This is a genomic window from Mediannikoviicoccus vaginalis (assembly GCF_928097925.1).
Lineage (GTDB): Bacteria > Bacillota > Clostridia > Tissierellales > Peptoniphilaceae > Mediannikoviicoccus > Mediannikoviicoccus vaginalis.
In genome coordinates, this window is the sequence record NZ_CAKMRI010000001.1 from 1,089,384 (window position 1) to 1,113,931 (window position 24,548).

Below are 24,548 nucleotides of genomic sequence, written 5' to 3' on the forward strand. Positions count from 1 at the left end.
TTCTCCTCCTAGCTGAAACGTCCTGTAATATAGTCTTCTGTTCTCTTGTCCTTTGGAACGCTAAACATGGCTTCTGTATCGGAAAACTCAACCAAGTCTCCCAGTAAAAAGAATCCTGTCTTGTCGGAAACTCTCGTAGCCTGTTGCATGTTGTGAGTAACTATGACGATGGTGAATTCTTTTTTCATGTCGTCAAGCAGTTCTTCAATCTTTGATGTTGAAATTGGATCCAGTGCAGAAGTAGGTTCGTCTAGTAAAATCACTTCCGGCTCAACAGCCATTGCCCTTGCAATACATATTCTCTGTTGTTGTCCACCAGATAAAGCTAAGGCAGATTTGTTTAACTTGTCCTTTACTTCGTCAAATATTGCAGCTTGTCTTAGTGACCTTTCAACAATTTCATCTAACTGCTTTTTATTTTTTATGCCATGTGTTCTCGGTCCATAGGCAATGTTGTCATAGATTGACATGGGAAATGGATTTGGCTTTTGAAAAACCATACCGACTCTTTTTCTAAGTTCGTACACATCCATCTCTGTGAAAATTTCCTTGCCATCTAGGTATATGTTACCCTCTTTTCTATAGGACGAAACTAGGTCATTCATTCTGTTTAAACTCTTTAATAAAGTTGATTTACCACAGCCGGATGGGCCTATAAAAGCCGTAACTTCATTTTCTCTTATTTCCATATCCACATTTTTTATGGCGTGAAAGTCACCATAATATGAATTAAAATTTTCTATTTTTATTTTCGTTTTGTTCATCTATTTATTCCTTCCAAGTTTATTCGCCATTAAAGTTGATAGTCCATTGATTAATAATATTAAAATCAAAAGTATTACACCGGTGGCATAGGCCTGATTAACATTCATCCCTTCAGATGAAAGTGCATACATGTGTAGGGCTAAGGTTCTACCACCAGAGGCAGGTCCAACAATTTTCTTTGGAACTTCTGCAACTGTTCCCGATGTAAATAAAAGTGCTGCAGTCTCTCCGACAATTCTTCCTATACCAAGTATAACACCTGCAAGGATTCCTGGCATGGCTGTAGGTAGTACGATTCTTACAATTGTTCTAACCTTTCCTGCTCCCAGACCAAAACTTGCGTCCCTAAGGGATTGTGGAATTGCAATAAGCGCCTCTTCCGTACTTCTCATTATAAGTGGAAGAATCATTATTGCAGTTGTCATTGCTCCTGCCAGTAGTGATATGTTCCATTTTAAATATATAACGAAGAAAAGCATCCCGAAAAGTCCATAGACTATTGAAGGGATTGCTGACAAAGTGTCTGCTGTTACTCTAACTACTTTAACGATTTTATTTTCTTTATCCGCATACTCCGCCAAGTAAATTGCTGTCATTATTCCCAGTGGAACTGCTACGATTAAAGACAGTAGTACCATAATTAAAGTATTTATTATGGCTGGAAACATGGACACATTTTCACTGGTGTACTTAAGTGAAAATAGTTTTGGTTCAATATATGGTACTCCTCTTATAAGTACAAAGGCTATAACGAATACCAAACTTAAAAGGGTTAGTATGGAAAAGAAATATACGAAAAATTTTAAAATCTTTGATGATTTAGTCATGCTTTATCCCCCTGTTCTTACTAATTACAAACAATAGGTTGATTAATAGTATGAATATGAATAGCACAGCTCCCGTTGCTATAAGTGCTTCTCTGTGAAGTTCTGCAGCATAACCCATTTCCGTAACTATATTCATAGTCATTGTCCTAACTCCTCTAAAGAGTCCTCTTGGCATTCTCGGTTGTCCACCTGCAACTAATATAACCGCCATGGTCTCTCCTATGGCTCTACCCATTCCTAAAATAATTGCAGAAAGTATTCCAGACTTTGCCGCTGGAAGCACAACGGTAAAGATCGCTCTCTCCTTTGTTGCACCAAGTCCAATTGCACCTTCGTAATAACTTTCGTCAACTGCATTTATGGCAGCTTGTGAAAGAGATATAACTGTAGGAAGTATCATTATCCCTAAAATTATAATTGCAGCAAGCATGGTAAGACCATTGCCATTAATAAACTTCGCTATTAGTGGAACTACCAGTGTAAGTCCAAAGAAACCGTAGATGATTGATGGAATACCTGCCATCAAGTTAATTCCCGCAGTGAATGTTGAATGTAATTTCTTTGGGCAGTACTTCGCCATGAATACGGCAGTGAAAAGCCCTGTTGGAACTCCAATTATAAGTGCTCCCAGGGTTACATAGAAACTGGATATAATAAATGGAAGTATCCCAAAACTTGCAGGATTGGCAGTAGGGGACCATTTGGTCCCCAAGATAAAGTTTTTTATTCCGATTTCTTTTATAGTAGGCAGCCCTCTAGAAAAGATGAAGAAGCAAATCACTAGCACAGCAAGTATTGATGCGCATGCGGATACTAGCGCCACATACTTAAAAGTATTTTCTTTTCTGTAAAACTTTTTTCTATTTTTATCTACCATATTATCACTCTATTTTACGTCTTCCCAGTTTTCAATTTCTCCTAGATAAACTGATTTTAAATTATCAAGTGAAATATTTTCAACGCTGTTGTCCTTGTTTACAACTACGGCTATACCGTCCATTGCTATAACAACTTTATTTAAATCTTGTTCACTTTCCTTAAGTTCTCTAGATGCCATACCGATTTGTGCAATGCCATCTTTAACTGATTGAACACCAGTTGTTGAGTCGGACATGTTTACTTGAATCTTAACATTTGGATTAATCTTTCCATAAGCTTCAACTAATTTTTCCATTATAGGAGTTACTGATGAAGAACCTGCTATTGCTATTGATCCTGCTGCGCTTTCATCTGGAGTGTAGTCCTTTGCTTCAGGGCTCTTTACATAACCTTCTTCTTCAACAATCTTTTGTCCTTCTTCACTTAGAATGAAACCAATGAAGTCAGCTTCTGCTCCAGTAGGTTCTTCTTTTGTAACAATGTTAAATGGTCTTGCTATCTTGTAGCTTCCATTTGCAACATTTTCTGCTGTTGCTTCAACGTCATCAACCTTTAGTGCCTTTACTGTGTCGTTTAATGAACCAAGTGAGATATATCCTATTGCAGATTTTTCTCCAGCTACAGTTGTCACAACTGCTTCAGTGTTATTTTGGATTACAGCTTCAACTGATGTTGCGTCGTTTCCATCTGCGTCTTCTACTTTAACTAGTTCTACGAATGCTCCTCTTGTTCCTGATCCTTCTTCTCTTGAAACAACGGAGATCATTCCTTCCATTCCACCGGAAGTTTCGTTTCCAGCTTCTTCTGTTGCTGTTGTGTCGTTACCAGCACCTTCTGTTGAATCAGTATCTGATCCACCTTTTCCACATGCAGTAAATAATAATGTTACTGCTAATAAAATTCCTAAAAATTTAAATTTCCCTTTCATTTTTTACCTCCAACTTTATTGTAAGTACAATATAACAAGGCTTTGTTAAATGAAAAGTAGAGATTTGTTAAATCCATGTTAAATAAAAACAAATAAAATGTATTTGATTTTCTTCATCTTGGCAAATTTAGTATAATTAAAGTAACAAACCAATTGGAGGAGTTTATGAAAATTCTCATTGTTGAAGATGATCAAGTAATAAGAGAAGGTGTAAGCGAATACTTAAAAGAGTTCAGATACTCTGTGGAAGAAGCCGCCGACGGTAAAGAGGCTTTGGAAAAATTCGACTCTAGTATAGACCTTGTTATTTTAGACATTCAAATACCATATATAAATGGACTGGATGTTTTAAAGGAGATTAGAAAGAAAAGTGAACTTCCAATTTTAATTCTAACTGCATTTAGTGATGAAGAATATAAGATTGACGCATTTACAAATTTGGCAGACGGCTATATTGAAAAGCCTTTTTCCTTGCCACTGCTAAAGGTTAGGGTGGACAGCCTAATAAAAAAATATTCCGGTTCGGCGGAGAAGTTTGAGTATAACGACACTGAAGTAAACTTCACTAGCTATACTGCAAAGCTTCGTGGTAAGGAAGTGGATATGAATGCAAAGGAGCTTGAAATACTTAAGTATTTGTTAGAGAACCAAGGCCAAGCACTGACCAGGTCACAGATAATAGATAATGTGTGGAAGGAAACTGACGAGATTCCCTTTGATAGAGTTATAGATGTATATATAAAAGAGCTTAGAAAGAAGTTGGAGCTTGACTGCATTGTAACCATAAGAAATGTTGGATATAAGTTGGAGAGAAAATGAAAAATTTAAAAATATTTCCTAAAATGTTTATACAGATTTTTTCCTTTCTTGCAGTAATAATTCTCTTAATCCACTCACTGGTGTTTTTTATCTTTCCAAAGACCTATTTGGAAACTAGAAAGGAAGAAATTACTGAAAAGGCAGACGAAATCTCTTTAAACTTAAATGGCAAGGACCTAGCCTCAGTAAAGCAGTCTCTGGATTTTTATTCCAAGAGCAGCGACATAAAGGCCTTTGTAAATGACAATGTAAAGGACAATGAAGTTCCCATTGAAAACAACATCGGCATCGACCCAAGTAGTGACAACAACTCCTTAATCATCGAGGAAAGGGAGATTGTTTTAGACAATTTTGAAAAAGTATTTGTCCAATTTGTCTCCACTGCAAATATGAAAAAGGATGCCAAGGAACTTAGTTTGAAATTTTTACCATTTTCCCTTTCCATTTCATTTCTATTTTCAATAGTTGTGTCTTTGATATATGCAAAGGCCATAAAGAATAATATTCAGGAGATAAAAAATGTTACTGATAAGATGATGGAACTTGATGAAGGCGCAAGGTTAAATGTGGATTCTAAAAACGAAGTGGGAGAACTAAAGGATCAGATTAATAATTTATATTTTACTCTCCTTGATTCCATTGACGACTTGGAAATTAAAAATAAAGAGATTTTAAAGCTGGAAAAATTAAAATACGACTTCTTTAGAGGAGCCTCCCACGAACTTAAAACGCCACTGGCAAGCCTTAAGATAATACTTGAAAACATGAAATATAACATTGGAAAGTACAAAGACAGAGACTACTACATCGATAACTGCATCGAAATTGTAGACGGACTAAACCAAAATATTTCACAAATACTTTCCATCTCATCACTGGAACATTTAAAGGACGACGAAGAGACTTTAAGAATCAATGATATTTTGGTAGACGTTTTAGATAAGTATAAGGTAATGGCAAATCAAAAAAATATTGCCATTGAAAATGGTGTGGCAGATGAAGAAATTTATATCGGTAGATCCGCCCTAAAAATTATTTTGTCCAACCTTGTAAGTAATGCAGTAAAATATACTAAAGAAGGTGGCTTTATTAACATAGGCGTTGTTGACGATTGGTTTTATATTGAAAATAATTTTGAAAGTGACTTTGACATTGACAGAATTTTTAATGTGGAATTTAATTCCAGCAAAGAAAATAGCAACGGCCTTGGACTATATATAGTTAGAAATCTTTTACTAAATTATAATTTGAGCTATGATGTATCAAAGACGCAAGAAAAATTTATTTTTAAAATAGAATTGCAATAGCGAAAGGAGTTAGTATGTATATTTTAGAATTGTATCAAGAAGGTATTTCAATTGAACTGGCAACATTTAATAGCATTGAAGAAGGCAGAGAATTTATTTCAAAGCTTGAAGGCTATAAATGTGTTGAGGAAGATGGATTTTTATATGAATCAATCAAGTTAGACACCATACCAAACTATTTAGAGCTGGAATTTAATAATAATATTGTTCCAATAACAAAATTTATGTTTGTTGGCGAAGGGGATATAGATATCTATTGGAAGGAAATTCCAAACTTGTCAAAACCTGGAAACGGACTAGTGGACGGAGTTACAAGGGTAGACGCCTACGCCATTGAAAATAATGATGTGAAAAGTTATATCGAAAACCGTGAGAAGGTTTTTGACGAAGCAAAGAGCTATTTAGAAGAAAAGGGCTTTGAAGTTTCAAGAAGTTATTTTGGTTCAGAAGATGGCGAAGCCATATTGTATAAGGAAAAAAATAGCGATGACTGGCACTTCTTAACACATTTAGACCCAATGTTTTGTGATGTGGATGATGTTAAGGCTGCAGTGGATGAATTTTTAGAAATGTAAAAGGTCGGTGCAATGCACCGACTTTTTAATTTGTATCTATTAATAAATCTTTAGGATTTTTCTTTAAAATTTTTGTAGATGATATTACAAGTGAAATTAAAAGCACAAGGGACATAAATATAACCACATATACTATTGACTTTGGCATTATATTTACATCAAGACTTGTAAGTGTCTTGTTAAATCCGTCTACTTCTGCTCCTCCACCAAGTTGGCTGGATGAAGCTTGTTTTGCAACTTGCTTTGCGATGTCGCCGGTAACTTTTTGTAAAATATTATTTCCAATCATCTTGCCTGTGTAGTCTGCCAGGAAGTATGATCCTATAAAGGCAGGTATGGAAATAAATAGTAATTCAATTACAAATTGTCCAAAAATCTTTGCCTTTGAAATTCCTAGGGAAAGTAGTACTGCAATCTCTTTTTTTCTTGCATTCATCCACAATAGTAGTAGCAATGAAACAACAATTCCTGCAAATATTAGTGATCCTGCAAATAATTTATTTGCGATTCCGTATATGCCTGAGATTGATTGTTGTAGTAGTGGATAGTTTGATGAGCTCTTTATTAGGTTATACTCTCTCCAGTTAATGTCAAGCTTTCCAAGATTTTTTATAACCTTGTCTAGGTCCTTGTCGCCCTTAACGAAGAATGTGGCATCTTGGTACACTGCTGTGTCTTCTGTGTTGCCATAGACTTTTGCAGCTGTGTCGATGTCTGTTATTAAAGTGTTTTCGTATAATTCCTGTGCTGCAGTTACTCCACCTTCGTTGTGACCATCAAATAGCCCTTTTATTTCAACTTCAACAGTTTCGTCTGCGCCCTTTTCGTTGTCCGCATCAAATAGATTGGATTTTATTTTTAATTTGTCTCCAATTTTTAAATTATTTTTTGCAGCCAAGTCCTTATGCATCAAAATTTTATTTTTATCTTGAGCTTCTAGGTGATTACCTTCAACTAATTTATATGCTCCAGAAACGAATTTGGTTTCCTTTGATGAGTCGTTAACCCCTGTTAGCATAACTGTTCTACCGAAGTTCTTTGCTCTTTCTTCAGACATACCTGCACGGGTTTCATCTGTTTCGATAATGTCGTGGTCCACAAGGTCTGCAACGCTGTTAATCCTCTTAACATAGTCGTCTATGCCCTCTGCCTCAGCTATCTTTTTTATATCTTTGCCCTTAACATTACCGCCACCTCTTGGTGTTCCCATGTTGACCTGTCTATTTATCTCCATGGAAAAACTATTTGTAATATTTCCAAAGGTCTCTTCTGAAGCTCTATCGGTAGCATCTTTTATTGATAAACTGATTAGGCTCAGTGTTGACATGGCCAAGATAACCAAAAGGATTATTAGTGATTTTAAACTCTTTCTTGTTACATATGCAAAAGCATTTTTAATCAATTCTATACCTCCTAGTTTCTTCTTATCTCTTTTAATTTTTTGTTGTCAAGTTCTAGTACAACATCCGCCGCCTTGGCAACTTCCTTGCTATGAGTTACAACTATTACACATTTGTTTCTCTCCTTCGCAAGTTTCTTTAACACGTCGATTATTTCTCCCGCCGTGCCGTCATCTAAGTTTCCAGTAGGCTCATCGGCTAAGATTACTGGAGCCTCTGATACTAATGCCCTTGCTATGGCAACCCTCTGTTGTTGCCCACCGGAAAGTTTCATAACATTTCTCTTTACTTGACTCTTATCAAGGCCAAGCTCTAATAGTATATCTTCAGACGCCTTGCTATTTACAAGTCTTATATTTTCCAGTGGTGAAAGGTAGTCTATTAGGTTATAGTTTTGAAAAACCAGGGAGATATTGTTCTTTCTATGATTACTATATCCCTTTTTTTCTATGTCTTCACCTTCAAATAAAATCTTTCCACTCTTCGGCTTGTCAAGACCTGCCAGTAGTGAAAGAAGCGTGGACTTCCCCGTTCCCGACTTACCGATTATGGCATAAAATTGTCCAAGTTCAAACTTTTGATTTACTGATGACAAAACTTTTTCCCTTGAATTTGCATAACTATATGTTACATTTTTTATTTCTAATACGTCCATTCCATTCTCCTAACTTATTTTTGATAATATTTTTTTTGGTTTCTTTATTAAAATCATTAAAGATGCAATTAAAACTGATAGTATGATAATACTTAGAAGTAACCCATAGCTTTGTAAAAAAGTAATAAGGCTTTCTGCAAAGTTTCCACTCTTTAGCATGCTATCTGTAACAGCACCAGCACCTTCTGAATTTATAAAGCCACCGATTATTTGACTCAACATAATGTTACCAAATAGCAGTGAAAAAACCGTTGCAGGTATTGAGATAAATAAAAGTTCCAGTATAAACTGTCCTACTATTTTCGCCTTGCTTACACCGATGGATAAAAGTATTCCTATTTCATAGATCCTCTCCCTTAACCAAAGTATTAGTATTAGAGAAAGTACCACAACCCCACCAATCATTATGGCATAGGTCATTATCTTTATAATATGTTTTATTCCCGTTACGGACTCTAGGGCTTCTTCAAAGGCATTTGAGTCCTTTTCTAAATTATAATCTTCCCATGTCACGTCAATTTCTTTTATTTTATCCATTGCAGATTCCATCTTGTCCGCAGTTTCTGAAAATAGGGAAACTTTATTTACAATTTTACTGTCGCCACTTCTTCCTATGGCACTTTGAGCTCCCTCATAGTCAACAAAAATATTGTTTTCGCTAAAGTCGGAAGACATTCCAGTGTACATTTCCTGTTTCTTTCCAGAAAATATTCCAACGATTTCAAATTGCTCTTCTTTATTTGAATCAACTTTTCCAAGTTCAACAAATTCTAGACCTATTTTATCATGGAGTTTCAAATTATTCTTCTTGGCAAACTCTTCGTGTACTAACACTTTGTTAACGTCACCCTTTTCGATGTGACGTCCCTCTTTAATGGTGAACACGCCACTGCTAAAAAGTACATTTCTCTTTGTACTAGTAGCTCCCTCCACTGCCATTATGTTTTTAAACTCACTTGGTAGGTCTTCCCTTTGAACTTTTTGTTCACCTTCCACAACCTTTGCCCCATTTGGCACTGCAAGGCCGAAGTATTGGTACACCACTTCGTCAATTTCCTTTATTTTTTCAATGTCTTTAAACTTATTTGCTTCAAAATGTCCATTGTCCTTTCGTGTGAGCGCCAGTGAGGAGTTGGAAGTTTTATAAAGGGACTCTTCCATCTTCCCACTGGACTTCAACACACTTAAACTAGAGTATAGACATGAAAGCACAATTGTTAAGATTATAAAGACGATAATTGTACGATTCTTTTTTCTCGTAACATATCTTAAAGCATTTTTAAACACTGTAAACTCCTTTAATTTTTGAATTTATAGTTGATAGCTTGTACTGGACATGCGTTTTTACATCTTGCACATCGAATACATTCTAAGTGATTGCAATTTTTCACTGGATCCACATTCATTTGGCAAACTCTTTTGCACTTGCCACAATTAATACATTTGTCTTTGTCCACATTATATCTGAACACTGAAATGGGATTAAATACTGAGTAAATTGCTCCAAGTGGGCAAATGTACTTGCAGAAGGGTCTGTAAATCATAATTGAAAGTAATATTGTTATGATTAAGATTGTAGCCTTCCAATAGTATAAAAATCCGATTGCACTCCTCATTGTCTTGTTCTTTAACACAAGTGGGATTCCACCTTCAAGCATTCCCACAGGACAGATTAGTTTACAGAAAAATGGCGACCCCTGTCCTAAAACATCGACCAAAAACAAAGGTAATAATATTACAAAGACAAGTAAGATTACATATTTTAATTTTCTTAAGTGCTTGTCGTACTTAAATGTTTTTATCTTTTTGAAAAATGGAATTTTGTATAAAAGGTCTTGTACAAGTCCAAAAGGACATAGCCATCCACATACAAATCTTCCAACTAGTGCTCCTATAAAAAATAGAAATCCAACTATGTAGTAACTAAATTTAAAATTCGAATTTCCTATTACTGCTTGTAGCGACCCTATGGGACAGGAGCCTTTGGCCCCAGGGCATGAATAACAATTCATGCCTGGAACGCAAATCTTCTTTAAATTCCCACCGTAAATTTTTCCGGTTTTATATCCTTCGAAGTAGGAGTTGGTTATTAAAAACCAACATGACTGAAAAATATGTCTTATAGAGTCGTGTATTTTATATTTATTTTTCTTACCTCTATTTAATTTATCCAATTCCAATACACTCCATACATATTCTTATGGCCTTTTCTAATACAACCTTCGCTTCTCCAGTGCTGTAACCATAGTAAATCATACATGCACCAACGGCTAGAATAGCAAAGCTTGTAACTCGGCTCTTTAAAATTTTTTCTTTCATATTTATTTATTTAAATTTTCTAATTCTTTTTCTACAATTTCTTTCCAAGCTTTTAAGTCGTGTGAACCTGAATAGGTTTCTCCAACAATCTTTCCATTTTTATCAATGAAGAAAGTTTCTGGTAGTGCTTGGATTCCATTTAATCTTCCATTAAAGTTAGTCTTGTCTGGCATTAGGAATGGATAATTTACCTTTGTCTTTTCTTGGATTGTCTTTGCCTTTGCAATGGCGTCTTTGTTTTCACCACCGTCATCCATAGTGTCTGTAACAATTCCCACTACATTAACGCCCTTGTCCTTCATTTCTTTTTGAAGTTCCACTAGATCAGGAATTTCTTTTATACAAGCTGTACACCATGTTGCAAACACATTAACCATTGTAAGGTCGTAGTTTTCGTAGTCTTTCTTTGAAAATTCTTTTCCGTTAATATCCTTTGTAACTACGCTACTAATGTCTTCAACAGAACTAGAACCAAATGCTTCTGTTCCTTCTAAGTCAGTTTTTTCTTGTAGTACAAAACCATTTTCCGGTCTTTCTTTCTTTTCTATGATTTCAATTTCTGTGTTTTCAAATTCCTTAGCAAATTCGCTTCCCTCTTTAACACTTAAATAGTATTCGTATTTGCCATCTGATGATTCACCGATTTTTTTATGGCTGTCACATCCTGTGATTTTAGAAATTTCTTCTTCAGACATTCCCTTTTCAAACATTCCTATGGTAGCAACTCTTTCAAGTTCTTCTTGCCATTTTTCAAATTCGTCACCCATCTTATTAACTTCAGCATTTTTTTGCTCTTCAGTCATCTTGCTAAAAGTTAACATCGCATATCTTAATTCTTTGTCTATTGGGCTTTGGTCGTCGGACATATTTAAGTTTTTGTTTTTAATTTCTGTTTTAATATTTTCTGGAAGTTTGAACTTAAGTCCTAAAAATTCATAAACATATTCGTCCTTTGCTTCAATTCCATAGTCCGCTGGTTTAAAAGTTTCGTTTTGTCCCTTTTGGTCTGTGGACATTCCTGCTTTACCTGGGTCAATAGCTTCCCCTGCTGCACTTTCATTTGTATTTCCTCTTCTTTGGCATCCCATTGCAGTCATAGTTAAAGTTACTGCAAGTAGTAGCGCTGCTTTTTTTAATAAATTCTTCTTCATTTTGCTCCTCCGCATTAAATCTCGTAAGTAAATTTTTGTAATTCATTTTTGATTACAAACATATCTTACAGGAGTTTTATGAAACGTTTATGAAATGAAAAAATATTTTTGAATTTTTTGAAAAAAATTTTTTTAAAATTTTTGTTGACAAAAATAAAAACAGCCCCTATAATGAATTTAGAAATAAAAACGTTGATGAGAAAAGTAGGTTTTTGAAAAGCTCTACAGAGAGACTACGTATGGTGAAAGTAGTTGAGTAATAGGAAACTGAAAATGGCCTCTAAGTTGGTTGTCCGAATTTTTAAGACAATCCGTGTGCGCACGTTACAGCGATAGGGTATGATTGTACCTGAAGAGTTATTAATTGTGAGATTAATATAAAATTAAGGTGGTAACGCGAGTAACTTCGTCCTTTTTAAGGATGAAGTTTTTTTTATATAAATTTTGCCCTCAACCTTTTATTTCTAAATATTTTTTATAAAGGAGCTAATTATGAGCAAAAGATTTTTAACAGTAGGATCATTACTAAGAGAAGAGGAACTTTTAAAGTTCAAGGAAGAAATTAAGAAGAGGGATGATATAAAATATCCATTCTACGATGAAATTGAAGGTTATAAGGAAGAAGAGGACAGAGCTATTGCAAAGGTAGTTGAAGAACAACAGAAACATGGCCTTGTTGAAATAACAGATGGAGAATTTTCAAAATCCCTATGGCATCTTGACTTTGTGTGGGGTCTTCATGGTGTTGAAAGGCGTCTGGCACAGTCCGGCTATCTATTTAGAGACAAGGGTAACACTGGAGTTTATGAAACAAGAAAAGATATTGGAATAAAAATCACCGACAAGTTAAATGGAAAGAACCATCCATTTATAGATCACTTCAAAAGATTAAAAGAACTTGCTGGAGATGCAACTGTAAAACAATGTATCCCTTCACCATCTCATGTGTTTGGCGAGCAAGCCCTATTTGGTAATTTAAATGGCGGATACTACGACGGAAAGGTAGAAGAATTTAAAGAAGATTTGAAACAGTCTTATAAGGACTTCTTGAAAGAATTTAAGGAAGTCGGTGGAGAAATAGTTCAATTTGACGACTGCTTATGGGAAATTTTCTCCGATGACAATAACAATGCACCAATTTCAGAAAATACTGAAAAACCAGGCGAAGACTTGGCATATGAATTTATCGACTTAAACAACGACGTTATTGCATATGGTCACGAGCTTGGACTAAAAGTTTACACCCACAACTGTAGAGGAAATTATGAATCAAGATCTGCCAGTGACGGAACTTATGAATCAATTGCCCATCTATTCTTGGAAAAGCAAAACTATGACAGATTTTATCTTGAATGGGACGACGACAGAGCAGGTTCAATAGATGCACTGAAAGTTTTCAAGAACAAAGACTGTGAAATAGTTCTAGGTCTATTATCAAGTAAGACAAATACCCTTGACGATGAAGAAAGAGTTTTAAATCTATTGGAAAAGGCAGCGTCAATAATAGACAAGGATAGACTTTATCTTTCACATCAATGTGGCTTTGCTTCATGTGACGAAGGTAATGAACTTACTATTGAAGAACAATGGGCTAAGATTGACCAAGGACAAAAAATCGCAAAGGAATTTTGGGGAGAATAATCCATACCCACACCTCCTTTCATATAAAAAATACCCCGGCCTAGGCTAGGGTATTTTTATTTTTTATTGTAATAATTTTCCAGAAATCCATGCTTCCACTTGCTTACCGTCCTTTGACTTGGTAATTGTTCCATAGCACCAGATTCTATTTCCATCATTTTTTATTTTCTTTATTTTTATTACATCTCCCTTAATTGCAAGGCCAACAACTCTTCCATTAAGGTCTGGCTCTGCCCTTAAGTTTGATCTTTGTGCCTTTATCTCCACTGTCTTCCCAACCCAGTTCTTTGGGCTTTCAGGAAGTTCTTCGGTTTCAACATTTGAAGAATTTATATTTGTGTTGCCATTTTCTTCATCTGTATCTTCGTCAGGGGCTTGTAAGTTCACTTTAGAAAGAAGTTCATTTGCCTTTTCAGAGTCACCAACCACCTTTACATAGTCTTTTAATATTGACGATGCAAAGTACACATTGTCATCTTCAATGGCCTTGTTCACTTCTGAAATAATATTATCTTCCGCCTCTTTTAATTTTCCGTTGGCCTTTTCATAATATCTAGAGTCCTGTCTATCTATTCTCACAAGGATTTTTATGGCAGAAAGGTAGTCCCCTTCTTCAAGTTTTGTTTCACCTTGATGATATATTTTTGACTCTGACTTTAGCTTTGTTGTCTCTTCTCTCTCTTTTTGATATTTCTTGTCGCCTGTCTTTGTGTAGAGTCTAGAGTATATGGTAGAAGCTGGACCAAAGTCTTCATCGTTTACATAACTCATAGCCTCTTCTTCAAGCTTTTTTATACCTGACTTGTTTACCGCATAGGATGAGATTATGGCAATGATAATTATAAATATAATTGCTGCAATTCCTATTGCAAATTTACTGGATTTTTTTAAATTCATATAAACCACCTAATCTTATTATACTAATGATACTACAATTTTGCACCTCAGGTAAAGTTAACATCTTTTATGAACTACAATTTCTTTTGCTAATTTGTCTATGTCCTCTCTCCTTGCCAAGTCTTTGCTAAAGGCAGTTGCGGTGGCACAGGACATGGCAATCTTGAAAGACTCTTCCAAGTCCGCAGTTCTTATATATGTGGCAATAAAGCCTGCAATCATAGAGTCCCTAACGCCTTCAGTCTTTACTTCGTCACCCTTTACCCCTTCGCCTCTGTAGACGCAGTCGCCACTAAAAAGATAGGCTCCGTCTTTGCCAAGGGAAATTATTGCATGCTTTGCTCCCATTTTAAGTAGTTCTTGTCCATATTTAATAAGACTTTCTTCGTCTTCAATCTTTGTATTAAAAATCTCTTCCACATCGGAAATATTTGGCTTTATCATAAGAGGGCCACGTTTAATAAATTCCTTCAACTGACTTGGATAGGCATCAACTATAAACTCTGCCTTATTCGCCTTACATATTGAAATTATTCTATCTAGAATGTCCTTATCCACATTTGGTGGAAGGCTTCCCATTAATATTACAGTGTCCCCTTCTTGAATTCTAGAAATAAAATAAAGTAACTCCGTCTGTTCATTAAAGGAAATATTTGGTCCCTTTCCATTTATAACAACATTTTGATTGTAGACTTTAATATTGATTCTGGTCTCGTCGTCAATTTCTATAAAGGAAGTTTGGATGCCTTCCATGTTGAGCCACTCTTTTATAAATTCTCCAGTGTGTCCACCAAGAAAGCCTGTGGCAACTGAGGGCATACCCATTCGTCTAAGTACCCTTGCCACATTTATGGCCCTTCCACCTGGCACACGAAGTTCTGTCGTCATTCTATTTTTGTGATCTTTCTCAAGTCCATCAACTTCGATTATAAAGTCCATGGACGGGTTTAAGCTGATTGTATAAATCATAAATTCACCTACAATTTAGATATCATCATGGTTACAATTGGTCTAAATATAATAATGCTCAACAGTTCAACTCCAAGGACAACGGCAGTTGAAAGTGCAAGATTTTTTAAATCCCTCTTGTTTTTCCACTTGTCCATTAAAATTCCCTGTAATATTAAACTTTCTAAAACCATAAATATAATAAAGAAGAGAAGGGACTTGCCTTTTATTCCATAGCCAAGTATGATGCCAACTCCTGGAACAAAGTCCACTAAGATATAAAATAATAACCTCATTACGCTATTGATAACGGCAAAGGTAATGATTTTAGAATATTTCTCTTGATCTTTAACCTCTTTAATCAAATTCCATTTATTAAATGTCATGATTAAGTATGGTTTTAATATTATCATGCCCAGTGCAAATACAGATACCACTATGGTTATTAAAAATCTATTTACACTTAGGGTTTGGGTTGGACTTGATTTTCTTATTACTTCCGTATTAGTCACTAAGATGAATAGTGTTGAAAGTATTATAAAGAAGTCTTTGTAAAAGCCTCCCGGCGTTGCAAGAAGTTTCATAAAGCTTCTTAGTGGATTAAAGACAGTTTTCATGGTCTTGAAATTTATTTCTGCAAAGGTCGCTTTCAAATCCACTGGAGAGTTGTCATCGGGGCTATGCATATATTCCTTTGCCCTGTTAAGACTTTCTTCCTCCCAAGTTCTTTGACTGTCTTCCTCTTCTTCTATAACTTCTTCTGTCTCTTCCGCAATTTCTTCTTCAGAAACTTTTTTATCTTCAACAACGTCAGAAGTTTTTTCATCCACTTCATCAAATACTTTTTCGCTTTTTACTTCATCTAAGGGGTCCGTTTCAATAACTTTTTCTTCAGAAACTTTTTTATCTTCCCCATTGAAGTCGTCTTTATTTAAAATTTCAAAGCTTTCCACTTCTTCTTCATTTCTTTGAAAGTTTCCAGCATTTCTTAAAATCTCTTCAAACCTTCTGGCCTTTTCTTCTTTAGTCTCTGGTTTTACTTCTTCTTTTAAAATTATCTCGTCTTTTTCTCTATCTGAATATTTATCTTTATAAAATTCGTTTATATTAAGTCCACACATGGGACAGAATTTTGAATTTTCAGGAATTTTTTGGCCACATTCTGGGCAGTACATAAAATCACCTCGTTAATATTATAGCACTATATTCAGTGCATTTATTATTCGTTGATTTATTGTAACCTTCTACCATGTTATGCCAAACTTTCCAGAGTGAGCATTTTGGACCATCTGTCCTAACACATCCATGGAGCTATCTAAGGACCAGTCAACTTCTTCGTGCATAATCCTAATTACGGTATAGCCCTGCTTGGTGGAAACTATGTCCACCAAGCTGTCCTTTAATGCATTTGGAAGTGCATTTGTAGAATTATCTTGTACCTCATCACATTTTTTCATCCAAAACTTTCTTGGGTATCCAAGCTTTAAGTCTTTTGGATAATTGGCTAGTGAAATTTTTCTGTCTTCTGTGAACTTACCATTTCCGTCATAGACGAAAACCATCTTCTCCTCTTCACAAAATGCAGTGAGCATTATGTCGTCCCATAGCTCTTCCAGGTCTGACATTTTGTACTTGTTGTCAAATGCAGCAAGAATATTTTTTATATCCTCGTCATGCTCTATTTCCTTTTTTAAAAAATCTAGCTTTTTATTGTATTCCACATTGCCGTTGAAGTAGATTCGAATGGTCTTCTTCCATGCCTCAATCTGTTCCTTCTCGTCATGCTTTCTATTAAAAATACTACTTGTCATTTCTACTCTCTTCTATATGTTCCAAATTTCTTGAGCATACTCTCTAATGGTTCTGTCGGAGGAGAATTTTCCTGCGTTTGCAATATTTTTCAAACTCTTTCTCGCCCAATCTCTCTTGTCTTTATATGCTTCGTTAATTCTCTCATGAGCCTTTCTATATTCGTGGAAGTCATAAAGTACATAGTAGTTGTCCGCGTGTGGATCTTTTTCATTTACTAGGGCATTATAAATTTCCAAGAACATATATGATCCATTGTCATTTATCTCGTCAGATAAAAGTGTGTCCACTGTTCTCTTTATAATTGGATCTTCTTCATAAAGCTTCCTTGGGTTATAATCCTCTGCAATGTCTCTAAGCTCTTCAACGGTTGCTCCGAATTGGAAGTTGTTTTCAACTCCCGCCTCTTGGAATATTTCGATATTTGCACCGTCATAGGTCCCAAGGGTTAAGGCTCCGTTAAGCATAAACTTCATATTGCCTGTTCCAGAAGCTTCTTTTCCTGCTGTTGATATTTGTTCAGACACATCACATGCAGGATAGATCTTTTCTCCATAGGTAACTCTAAAGTTTTCTACGAATACAACCTTTATCTTTTCAGATACAACAGGATCGTTGTTAACAAGCTTTGCAACTTCGTTTATGAATTTTATTATAGACTTTGCTCTAAAATATCCTGGAGCCGCCTTTCCTCCAAAGATAAATGTTCTCTTTGGCATATCAATTTCAGGATTTTCTTTAATTGTGTGATATAGATAAACGATGTGAAGGGCATTTAAAAGCTGTCTCTTATACTCGTGAATTCTCTTAACTTGAATGTCGAATATTGAATCAGGGTCAATGTCAATTCCCTCGTTTATCTTTATATACTTCGCAAGTTTCTTTTTATTATTTTGTTTTATATCCCAAAGTCTATCTAGCACTTTGTCGTCATCAAGATATTTTTCAAGTTCTTTTAGCTTTGATAGGTCCTTTGTCCATGAGTCGTCACCAAATAATTCTGTAATATAATCGGAAAGCTCAGGGTTAGAGTATAATAACCATCTTCTTGGTGTTATTCCATTTGTCTTATTTAAGAACTTGTTTGGATATAGTTCATAGAAGTCCCTTAATGTTTCATGTTTCAAAATTTCTGTGTGAAGTCTTGCAACGCCATTTACTTTTATTGAAGTGTGGATTGCAAGGTTTGCCATCTTCACAACTCCGTCAGAACATATTGCGAGGTACTCTATTTTTTCATCATCATAATTTTTTGCTTGTAATTCAAGTCTAAATCTTCTATCTATTTCCTTTATGATTTCAAGGCATCTTGGATTTGTAGTATCAAGTATGTCTTCTGACCACTTTTCCATGGCTTCTTCCAAGATGGTGTGGTTTGTAAACGCAAACACCTCGCTCGTAATCTTCCATGCGTCGTCCCATGATAAAAAGTTTTCATCCATTAACACTCTCATCAGTTCTGGAATTGCCATAACTGGGTGAGTGTCGTTTAATTGAATAACATGATACTTTGAAAAGTCCTTGAACTTTATGTCCAGTGGGAAATTCTTTTTATATCTTGCTACCATGTCTTGAATTGAAGCAGACACGAAAAAGTATTGTTGTTTTATTCTTAATATCTTTCCTGCTTTTTGTGAGTCGTTTGGATATAGAACCCTAGTTATATCTTCTGCTCTATTCTTTTGTGACATTGAATCGTCATATTGGAAGTTGTTAAACTTCATAAAGTTAAATCCATCAACGGCTTCCGCTTGCCATAGTCTAAGTGTATTTACTCTGCCCGATCTATAACCTATTACAGGGCTGTCATATGGAACAGCATATACCATTTGGTCTTTAAACTTAACTATCTTAGTATCCGCTTGTCGTCTAATGGACCAATTGTCTCCAAGGGATGTCCAGTCGTCTCCCTCTTCCATTTGGAATCCACCTTTGAAGGACTGTTTGAAAAGCCCTTGTGAATATCTAACACCATAGCCTTCCAGTGGTAGGTCTTCCGTTGCGGCAGACTCCATAAAGCATGCAGCAAGTCTTCCAAGGCCACCATTACCAAGTGCCGGATCTTCTTCCACATCTTCTACGGCGCCAATGGATACGTTTAAGTCATCTAAAGCTTCTTTTACTTCATTGTATATGCCATAGTTTAATATATTGTTTCCTAAGGATCTTCCTATTAAAAATTCCGCAGAAAAGTAATAGGCCTTTCTCTTATACTTATCTTCTTTTGTAGTTTTAATCCAATCGTCATTTATATCGGACATAATCGCCAGTGATAGTCCGTCATATTTTTCAACTGTGCTAACTTCATTTACATCTTTACCTGTTTTATATTTTATAAGTTGCTTTGTGGTTTCTAAAATTTTATTATCTTTCAACCTTATCTCCTTAAATTTTTTTCGGTAATTGTTTACCCTTACCCTCTATTATAATATACTTAAATTGAAAAGACATCAAAATTATAGTATTATAAAGCTATTCAAGGTGATAGGAGATAAAAATTTGAAAAATATATTTGTAATTTACGGTGGAATATCCGTAGAGCACGAAGTATCCATACTTTCTGCGCAAAATGTAATTAATGGACTTGATAGAAAAAAATTCAAGGTGTTTCCTCTTTACATAGATAAAAAGGGTCGCTTTATTTCATATGGAGAGTGTAAGGAGATTATAAAGGACTATAACGAACTTAAACTTGAAGGTACTGGCACTGTGTCTTCTTCCATAGCAAAGTTTTTACAAGAGGACTACAAGGAAGGCGAAGAAAATGTATTCTTTCCAATAGTCCATGGAACCTATGGAGAGAATGGAGAATTGCAGGGCTTTTTAGAAATAATTGACGAGCCATATGTAGGGAACTCTGTTGTGGCTTCTGCAATCTGCATGGACAAGGCCTTTTCAAACCAACTCTATGAAGAAAATAAAATTCCTCAAGCGAAGTTTAAAGTCATGACCAATCTTTCCTATAAAGCTGACCTTAAAAATAAAGATGAAATTATAGAATATCTTGGTCTTCCTATGTTTGTAAAGCCATGTAACTCCGGTTCTTCCATCGGAATTACAAAGGTTCATAATGAAGGCGAATTAGAAGATGCAGTCTTGGAAGCACTAAAGTTTGATAATAAAATTTTATTGGAGGAAGCTGTGGTAGGTGACGAGCTTCAAGTCTCCGTAATTGGAAACGAAAATCCAATAGCATCCCTTCCAGGAGTTTCAAGAGTGCAACAAGAATTTTATAATTATGAAAGCAAGTACTTTGACGACAGAACCATTCACATAGTTCCATTTGAACTGGAAGATGGAGAAACTGAAAAAGTACAGGAACTGGCAAAGAAAGTTTATAAACTTTGCAACTGTTCTGGCTTTGCAAGGGTAGACATATTTTTACGTGACAGCGACAGGAAGATGCTTGTAAATGAAATTAACACTGCCCCTGGCATGACCAACCACTCCATGAGCACCATGCTTTGGAAGGTCACTGACGGAACAGAGTTTCCACAGCTTTTAGAAAAATTAATTGATTATGGAATAGAAAGGTACAATAAGGATAAGGAACTTATAAGGTTAATATAATGATTGAAAGAAAACTTTTAGATATTGCAAGAATGTGTGATGGAGAACTTTATAACATCTCACATGGTGACATAGTTATTAAGGGAGTTTCCACCGACAGTAGAACCGTTGAAGAGGGCAATCTCTACATCCCTATTGTTGGAGAGAAGTTCGATGGCCACGACTTTGCCTTCGACGCCCTTGACAAGGGAGCTGCTGCAATAATTTGGGAGAAGAAGAGATTTCTTCCAAGAAACGACCTTCCAGTAATCATAGTGGAAGACAGTTTCAAAGCCATGACAACTCTTGCAAGAAGTTATAGACTATCTTTAAAGTGCAAGGTGGTTGCACTTACGGGAAGCAATGGCAAAACCACCACAAGGGATATTATTACAGGACTTTTAAAACAAAAATACAAAGTTCAATATACAAAGAAAAATTTTAACAACGAGTATGGCCTACCAAAGACAATTTTCGAGCTGGACGAGGACCTAGAAGTTGCTGTGTTAGAACTGGGAACTGAAAAGTTCGGCGACATTTCACTTCTTACTGACATCTGCAGACCGGACTACGCAATTATTACAAATATTGGCGACTCACATCTGCTACAGCTAAAGACAAAGGAAAATATTGCAAGGGCAAAATTAGAAATCCTTGAAGGTCTAGATGAAAATGGAATATTTTTATATAACTACGACGATCCCGTTTTAAAAAAGGTAGTAAAGGAGTTTAAACTTCCTGAACGAACCTTTACCTATGGTACGGACAAGGACTGTGACTTTGTAATAGAGCCTGGCATTGCAGATGCTTCTGGAACCACATTTACAATAGACAATCACATCTACACAATTCCACTGCTTGGACAACATCAAATGTATAACGGTGGTATTGCAATTGTAATTGCAGAGTTCTTCAAGCTGGACTACCCTTCCATAGCAAAGGGACTTACTGATATAGAGCTTACGGGAATGAGAAACGAGCTTATTCATCAAAAGAATTTCGACATCTTAAACGACTCTTACAAGTCAAACCCACAATCCCTTGAAGCTTGTTTAAGAACTGTTTATAGCTTAAAGGGCTACGACAAAAAGATTGTTGTCCTAGGAGATATGTTGGAGCTTGGCGACGAAGAAGTCCAGTTTCACAAAGATATTGCACAGGAGCTAGATCCACAACAGCTGGACTATGTTCTTACAATTGGAAATCTAGCTAAAAATATTTCAGACGAGGCTAAGGAAAACTTCCCTGAGAGCACTTGTTTCCACTTTGACTCAAAGGAAGAATTACTAGATAAGTTAAAGGAGATTATAACGCCTAACACCTTAGTTATGGTTAAGGCTTCAAGGGCAATGAAACTTGAAGATATAGTAAGTGGCCTAATTGAATTTGAAGGTACATTATAATGATAATTTATGTTGATGGGGATAGCTGTCCAGTTATCCCCATTATTAAAGATATTTGTAATAGTAGAGATATAAACTACAGGGTTATCTCCGACTACAATCACAATTTAAAAGTTCCTGAAGAAAATCTCTTCATCGTGGACTGCGAACAGGACGAGGCGGACTTTTACATTGCAAATAGAATAGAAAGCGGAGATTTTTTAATCACAAATGACATGGGACTTGCATCAATGGTACTTGGTAAAAAGGTCAATGTATTAAATTTTAATGGCGACTCTGTAAACCTAAATAATATTGATGTATTTTTATTTCAAAGACATGTGGCATCAAGGGAAAGAAAAAATAATATCTATAAAAGTAAATTTAAAAAGAGAACAAGGGAAGACGACGAAAGTTTTAAAAATTCTCTTTTGAATATTTTAGATGGGAGGTAATATGAGACTAGAACTAAATAATATTTGTAAGTCCTTCTCCGAAAAAGAAATTCTACACAATGTTAGCTTTGATGTGGAAAGCGGAAGGGCAATGGGCTTCTTAGGAAGAAATGGCGCAGGAAAAACAACTACTATCAGAACTTTAATGAATGTTTTTAAACCTGACAGTGGGGAAATTTTGTTAGATGGCAAGAAGTTTAAGCGACGTGACCACAAAATAGGATACTTACCAGAGGAAAGAGGACTTTATGGAAAGATTTCAATCTTAGATCAACTTGTGTATCTCGGTGAGCTTAAGGGCATGAGTAAAAAAGCTGCCCGTTCTTCTGCTAAAAACTTACTTGAAACCGTTGAACTAAGTGAATACATTAATAAGAATCTGGACACACTATCAAAGGGAAATCAACAAAAAGTACAAATCCTTCAAGCTGTTATTGATGATCCTGATATTGTTATCCTTGATGAACCCTTTAGTGGACTGGACCCAGTCAATGCTTCTGTATTAAAAAATATAATTAGAGATTTGATTTCTAAGGAGAAAATCGTAATTTTTTCAAGTCATCAAATGTCCTATGTAGAAGAGTTCTGTGATGATGTAACTTTTATTAAAAGTGGCAAAATCATTCTCTCTGAAAATTTAAATAATTTACAAAATAGATATAGAGAAGGCAGATATAGAATAAATTTGACACAGGATTTAAGTAATGTAGAAGATATTTTAAAAGCTGCTGGGGCCCAAGATGTAAATAGAGATAAAAAATCTTTTGTAGTTAATTTGGAAAACGGGAATTCAGATATGTTTTTAAAAAACTTGTTGACAGAGGGTCTGTCAATTAAAAGTTTTTCCGACTATATTCCTTCACTGGAAGATATTTTTATAGACTTGGATAAAAAAGATAGTTTAGGAAAGGACGAATAATGAGAGATACTTTTACTATATTTTCATTTGAATTAAAAAACAGATTAAAACAAAAAACTATAATAATAACTACTCTTATCTTTGTACTTCTTGCTTTTGCAACTCCATTTATTCCAAGAATAGTTTCTTCAGTAAAATCCTCCGAGGACAAAGATTCGATTAATACTTCTAAAACTAAAATTGGATATATGATAAATGACGAAAATGTGGATAAAAACTTTGTCAAAACATCAATTAATGGATTTGACGCCGTTGAATTCGAAGATTTAGACTCAATGAAAAAAGCCATTAGCAACGACGACATCGAATCGGGATTTTTATTTAAAGGAGAAAGTTCTGTAGATGGTTATTATAAAAACCAGGGCCTAGGAGTTGATGACTCCAGTAAAGTTCTTATGGAACAGGGTGAAAGCTATTTAAAAAGCAAAAAGCTTGAAGAACTAAACATAGGGCAAGGGGAATATGATGAGGTATCAAATATAAAACTAGAAATCAATCCCATCTCTTTAGGTAAAAATGCCAGCACTGGATTCTTAACAGGATATATTGGAATGTTCATAATGTATATGACTGTTATACTATTTGGAAACCAAGTTGCAACTTTAGTTGCTAGGGAAAAGTCCGATAGAACCATGGAGATACTTATAACTACTACAAAGCCCACTGGACTAATTGTGGGAAAGGTATTTGCTACGGCTGTATTGGCCTTAGCTCAAATGTTACTTATAATCCTTGCCATGTTCATCGGATATAAGTTAAACAAATCCTTCTACCCTCCAGAGCTTTTAGATATGATTACAGCTTCACTAAATCCAAAGTCCATCATAGTATTCTTAGTCTACTATTTACTTGGTCTTTTACTATATCTCTTTATCTTCGCATCCCTTGGAGCACTTGTTTCAAAGGTGGAAGAGGTTGCAAATGCTGTAGGTCCTATCTCTGTCATAATCATAGTGTCATTCATTTTGACAAGTTCTTCAATGTCAAAACCTGATTCTACAATATTGAGGGTTATATCATTAATACCTTTCTCAAGTCCTATAGCATTTTTTACAAGATACAATTTAATAAGTATTCCTGTTATGGATTTTGTGATTTCTCTAGGACTGTTAATATTATCTATAATAATATTTGCCTACCTGTCAATCAGAATCTATAGACTTGGTACTTTGAATTATGGAAATAGAATAAACTTATTTAAGGCAGTTAAAATGCTCAAAGATCAAGATTAAATAATCATCCCCCGGCATAGCCGGGGGTTTTTCACATGCGGCCCAAAGGGCCTGTATTACAAGCCACGCCTCAAAGGCGTTGGTCGATCTG

24 protein-coding genes and 1 other annotated feature are annotated in these 24,548 nt (G+C 35.3%); of the genes, 9 read left to right on the plus strand and 15 right to left on the minus strand.

Going from position 1 to position 24,548, the window contains the following annotated elements; translation table 11 throughout:
* Positions 1-8 precede the first annotated feature (8 nt).
* The 4 genes from pstB to L6651_RS05090 are packed head-to-tail and all read right to left on the minus strand — an operon-like array spanning position 9 to position 3,399.
* Positions 9-764: a phosphate ABC transporter ATP-binding protein PstB gene (gene pstB, locus L6651_RS05075; RefSeq protein WP_237036911.1), complete on the minus strand. Its 756-nt coding sequence runs from the start codon at positions 762-764 to the stop codon at positions 9-11.
* Positions 765-1,592, minus strand: a complete 828-nt coding sequence (gene pstA / locus L6651_RS05080) for a phosphate ABC transporter permease PstA (protein ID WP_237036912.1) — start codon at positions 1,590-1,592, stop codon at positions 765-767.
* Entirely contained in the window at positions 1,585-2,469 is an 885-nt protein-coding gene (gene pstC / locus L6651_RS05085; RefSeq protein WP_237036913.1) for a phosphate ABC transporter permease subunit PstC, read from the minus strand. Before pstC ends, pstA begins: the two co-directional genes overlap by 8 nt.
* Positions 2,470-2,478: 9 nt before the next feature.
* On the minus strand, positions 2,479-3,399 hold the full coding sequence (locus L6651_RS05090) for a substrate-binding domain-containing protein (RefSeq protein WP_237036914.1): 921 nt from the start codon (positions 3,397-3,399) through the stop codon (positions 2,479-2,481).
* A gap of 165 nt (positions 3,400-3,564) precedes the next feature.
* On the opposite strand from L6651_RS05090, the gene L6651_RS05095 reads away from it, so the two are divergent.
* The 3 genes from L6651_RS05095 to L6651_RS05105 are packed head-to-tail and all read left to right on the plus strand — an operon-like array spanning position 3,565 to position 6,100.
* Positions 3,565-4,218 (plus strand): response regulator transcription factor, encoded by a 654-nt coding sequence (locus tag L6651_RS05095; protein ID WP_237036915.1) that lies wholly within the window; start codon positions 3,565-3,567, stop codon positions 4,216-4,218.
* On the plus strand, positions 4,215-5,525 hold the full coding sequence (locus tag L6651_RS05100) for a sensor histidine kinase (RefSeq protein ID WP_237036916.1): 1,311 nt from the start codon (positions 4,215-4,217) through the stop codon (positions 5,523-5,525). The genes L6651_RS05095 and L6651_RS05100 overlap by 4 nt, the downstream gene beginning before the upstream one ends.
* A 14-nt stretch (positions 5,526-5,539) precedes the next feature.
* Positions 5,540-6,100, plus strand: a complete 561-nt coding sequence (locus L6651_RS05105; RefSeq protein WP_237036917.1) for a hypothetical protein — start codon at positions 5,540-5,542, stop codon at positions 6,098-6,100.
* 25 nt (positions 6,101-6,125) lie between these two features.
* Here L6651_RS05105 and L6651_RS05110 read toward each other — a convergent pair whose 3' ends face one another.
* The 6 genes from L6651_RS05110 to L6651_RS05135 are packed head-to-tail and all read right to left on the minus strand — an operon-like array spanning position 6,126 to position 11,625.
* Positions 6,126-7,502, minus strand: coding sequence for an ABC transporter permease (locus L6651_RS05110; protein WP_237036918.1), 1,377 nt, complete (start codon positions 7,500-7,502; stop codon positions 6,126-6,128).
* 11 nt (positions 7,503-7,513) lie between these two features.
* On the minus strand, positions 7,514-8,155 hold the full coding sequence (locus L6651_RS05115; RefSeq protein ID WP_237036919.1) for an ABC transporter ATP-binding protein: 642 nt from the start codon (positions 8,153-8,155) through the stop codon (positions 7,514-7,516).
* A gap of 9 nt (positions 8,156-8,164) precedes the next feature.
* Positions 8,165-9,442, minus strand: a complete 1,278-nt coding sequence (locus tag L6651_RS05120) for an ABC transporter permease (RefSeq protein ID WP_237036920.1) — start codon at positions 9,440-9,442, stop codon at positions 8,165-8,167.
* An 11-nt stretch (positions 9,443-9,453) separates the two neighbouring features.
* The gene (locus tag L6651_RS05125) at positions 9,454-10,329 is read right to left on the minus strand and encodes a 4Fe-4S binding protein (RefSeq protein WP_255784627.1); all 876 of its coding nucleotides are present in this window, start codon (positions 10,327-10,329) and stop codon (positions 9,454-9,456) included.
* Positions 10,322-10,474, minus strand: coding sequence for a CD1871A family CXXC motif-containing protein (locus tag L6651_RS05130; RefSeq protein ID WP_237036922.1), 153 nt, complete (start codon positions 10,472-10,474; stop codon positions 10,322-10,324). The genes L6651_RS05125 and L6651_RS05130 overlap by 8 nt, the downstream gene beginning before the upstream one ends.
* Before the next feature lie 2 nt (positions 10,475-10,476).
* On the minus strand, positions 10,477-11,625 hold the full coding sequence (locus L6651_RS05135) for a TlpA family protein disulfide reductase (RefSeq protein WP_237036923.1): 1,149 nt from the start codon (positions 11,623-11,625) through the stop codon (positions 10,477-10,479).
* A gap of 183 nt (positions 11,626-11,808) precedes the next feature.
* Positions 11,809-12,042, plus strand: a binding site (T-box leader).
* A gap of 75 nt (positions 12,043-12,117) precedes the next feature.
* On the opposite strand from L6651_RS05135, the gene L6651_RS05140 reads away from it, so the two are divergent.
* On the plus strand, positions 12,118-13,266 hold the full coding sequence (locus L6651_RS05140) for a uroporphyrinogen decarboxylase/cobalamine-independent methonine synthase family protein (protein ID WP_237036924.1): 1,149 nt from the start codon (positions 12,118-12,120) through the stop codon (positions 13,264-13,266).
* 63 nt (positions 13,267-13,329) lie between these two features.
* Here L6651_RS05140 and L6651_RS05145 read toward each other — a convergent pair whose 3' ends face one another.
* The 5 genes from L6651_RS05145 to L6651_RS05165 all read right to left on the minus strand — a co-directional run bounded on the left by L6651_RS05145 (position 13,330) and on the right by L6651_RS05165 (position 19,295).
* Positions 13,330-14,163 (minus strand): SH3 domain-containing protein, encoded by an 834-nt coding sequence (locus L6651_RS05145; RefSeq protein ID WP_237036925.1) that lies wholly within the window; start codon positions 14,161-14,163, stop codon positions 13,330-13,332.
* A 57-nt stretch (positions 14,164-14,220) separates the two neighbouring features.
* Positions 14,221-15,132: a 1-phosphofructokinase family hexose kinase gene (locus L6651_RS05150; RefSeq protein ID WP_237036926.1), complete on the minus strand. Its 912-nt coding sequence runs from the start codon at positions 15,130-15,132 to the stop codon at positions 14,221-14,223.
* 8 nt (positions 15,133-15,140) lie between these two features.
* Complete coding sequence (locus L6651_RS05155) at positions 15,141-16,286, minus strand: zinc ribbon domain-containing protein (RefSeq protein ID WP_237036927.1); 1,146 nt, start codon at positions 16,284-16,286, stop codon at positions 15,141-15,143.
* A 69-nt stretch (positions 16,287-16,355) separates the two neighbouring features.
* Positions 16,356-16,922 (minus strand): hypothetical protein, encoded by a 567-nt coding sequence (locus L6651_RS05160; RefSeq protein ID WP_237036928.1) that lies wholly within the window; start codon positions 16,920-16,922, stop codon positions 16,356-16,358.
* 12 nt (positions 16,923-16,934) lie between these two features.
* The gene (locus tag L6651_RS05165) at positions 16,935-19,295 is read right to left on the minus strand and encodes a glycogen/starch/alpha-glucan phosphorylase (protein WP_237036929.1); all 2,361 of its coding nucleotides are present in this window, start codon (positions 19,293-19,295) and stop codon (positions 16,935-16,937) included.
* Positions 19,296-19,419: 124 nt separating this feature from the next.
* On the opposite strand from L6651_RS05165, the gene L6651_RS05170 reads away from it, so the two are divergent.
* The 5 genes from L6651_RS05170 to L6651_RS05190 are packed head-to-tail and all read left to right on the plus strand — an operon-like array spanning position 19,420 to position 24,457.
* Positions 19,420-20,490: a D-alanine--D-alanine ligase family protein gene (locus L6651_RS05170; protein ID WP_237036930.1), complete on the plus strand. Its 1,071-nt coding sequence runs from the start codon at positions 19,420-19,422 to the stop codon at positions 20,488-20,490.
* Complete coding sequence (locus tag L6651_RS05175) at positions 20,490-21,872, plus strand: UDP-N-acetylmuramoyl-tripeptide--D-alanyl-D-alanine ligase (protein ID WP_237036931.1); 1,383 nt, start codon at positions 20,490-20,492, stop codon at positions 21,870-21,872. The genes L6651_RS05170 and L6651_RS05175 overlap by 1 nt, the downstream gene beginning before the upstream one ends.
* Complete coding sequence (locus L6651_RS05180) at positions 21,872-22,306, plus strand: DUF188 domain-containing protein (RefSeq protein WP_237036932.1); 435 nt, start codon at positions 21,872-21,874, stop codon at positions 22,304-22,306. The genes L6651_RS05175 and L6651_RS05180 overlap by 1 nt, the downstream gene beginning before the upstream one ends.
* Before the next feature lies 1 nt (position 22,307).
* The gene (locus tag L6651_RS05185) at positions 22,308-23,225 is read left to right on the plus strand and encodes an ABC transporter ATP-binding protein (RefSeq protein WP_237036933.1); all 918 of its coding nucleotides are present in this window, start codon (positions 22,308-22,310) and stop codon (positions 23,223-23,225) included.
* The gene (locus L6651_RS05190) at positions 23,225-24,457 is read left to right on the plus strand and encodes an ABC transporter permease (RefSeq protein ID WP_237036934.1); all 1,233 of its coding nucleotides are present in this window, start codon (positions 23,225-23,227) and stop codon (positions 24,455-24,457) included. The genes L6651_RS05185 and L6651_RS05190 overlap by 1 nt, the downstream gene beginning before the upstream one ends.
* Positions 24,458-24,548 lie beyond the last annotated feature (91 nt).

Excerpts from the sequence above, each read along its gene's own strand:
- pstB (WP_237036911.1), bottom strand. The coding sequence starts at position 764 with ATGAACAAAACGAAAATAAAAATAGAAAATTTTAATTCATATTATGGT.
- pstA (WP_237036912.1), bottom strand. The coding sequence starts at position 1,592 with ATGACTAAATCATCAAAGATTTTAAAATTTTTCGTATATTTCTTTTCC.
- pstC (WP_237036913.1), bottom strand. The coding sequence starts at position 2,469 with ATGGTAGATAAAAATAGAAAAAAGTTTTACAGAAAAGAAAATACTTTT.
- L6651_RS05090 (WP_237036914.1), bottom strand. The coding sequence starts at position 3,399 with ATGAAAGGGAAATTTAAATTTTTAGGAATTTTATTAGCAGTAACATTA.
- L6651_RS05095 (WP_237036915.1), top strand. The coding sequence starts at position 3,565 with ATGAAAATTCTCATTGTTGAAGATGATCAAGTAATAAGAGAAGGTGTA.
- L6651_RS05100 (WP_237036916.1), top strand. The coding sequence starts at position 4,215 with ATGAAAAATTTAAAAATATTTCCTAAAATGTTTATACAGATTTTTTCC.
- L6651_RS05105 (WP_237036917.1), top strand. The coding sequence starts at position 5,540 with ATGTATATTTTAGAATTGTATCAAGAAGGTATTTCAATTGAACTGGCA.
- L6651_RS05115 (WP_237036919.1), bottom strand. The coding sequence starts at position 8,155 with ATGGACGTATTAGAAATAAAAAATGTAACATATAGTTATGCAAATTCA.
- L6651_RS05130 (WP_237036922.1), bottom strand. The coding sequence starts at position 10,474 with ATGAAAGAAAAAATTTTAAAGAGCCGAGTTACAAGCTTTGCTATTCTA.
- L6651_RS05135 (WP_237036923.1), bottom strand. The coding sequence starts at position 11,625 with ATGAAGAAGAATTTATTAAAAAAAGCAGCGCTACTACTTGCAGTAACT.
- L6651_RS05140 (WP_237036924.1), top strand. The coding sequence starts at position 12,118 with ATGAGCAAAAGATTTTTAACAGTAGGATCATTACTAAGAGAAGAGGAA.
- L6651_RS05145 (WP_237036925.1), bottom strand. The coding sequence starts at position 14,163 with ATGAATTTAAAAAAATCCAGTAAATTTGCAATAGGAATTGCAGCAATT.
- L6651_RS05150 (WP_237036926.1), bottom strand. The coding sequence starts at position 15,132 with ATGATTTATACAATCAGCTTAAACCCGTCCATGGACTTTATAATCGAA.
- L6651_RS05155 (WP_237036927.1), bottom strand. The coding sequence starts at position 16,286 with ATGTACTGCCCAGAATGTGGCCAAAAAATTCCTGAAAATTCAAAATTC.
- L6651_RS05160 (WP_237036928.1), bottom strand. The coding sequence starts at position 16,922 with ATGACAAGTAGTATTTTTAATAGAAAGCATGACGAGAAGGAACAGATT.
- L6651_RS05175 (WP_237036931.1), top strand. The coding sequence starts at position 20,490 with ATGATTGAAAGAAAACTTTTAGATATTGCAAGAATGTGTGATGGAGAA.
- L6651_RS05180 (WP_237036932.1), top strand. The coding sequence starts at position 21,872 with ATGATAATTTATGTTGATGGGGATAGCTGTCCAGTTATCCCCATTATT.
- L6651_RS05185 (WP_237036933.1), top strand. The coding sequence starts at position 22,308 with ATGAGACTAGAACTAAATAATATTTGTAAGTCCTTCTCCGAAAAAGAA.
- L6651_RS05190 (WP_237036934.1), top strand. The coding sequence starts at position 23,225 with ATGAGAGATACTTTTACTATATTTTCATTTGAATTAAAAAACAGATTA.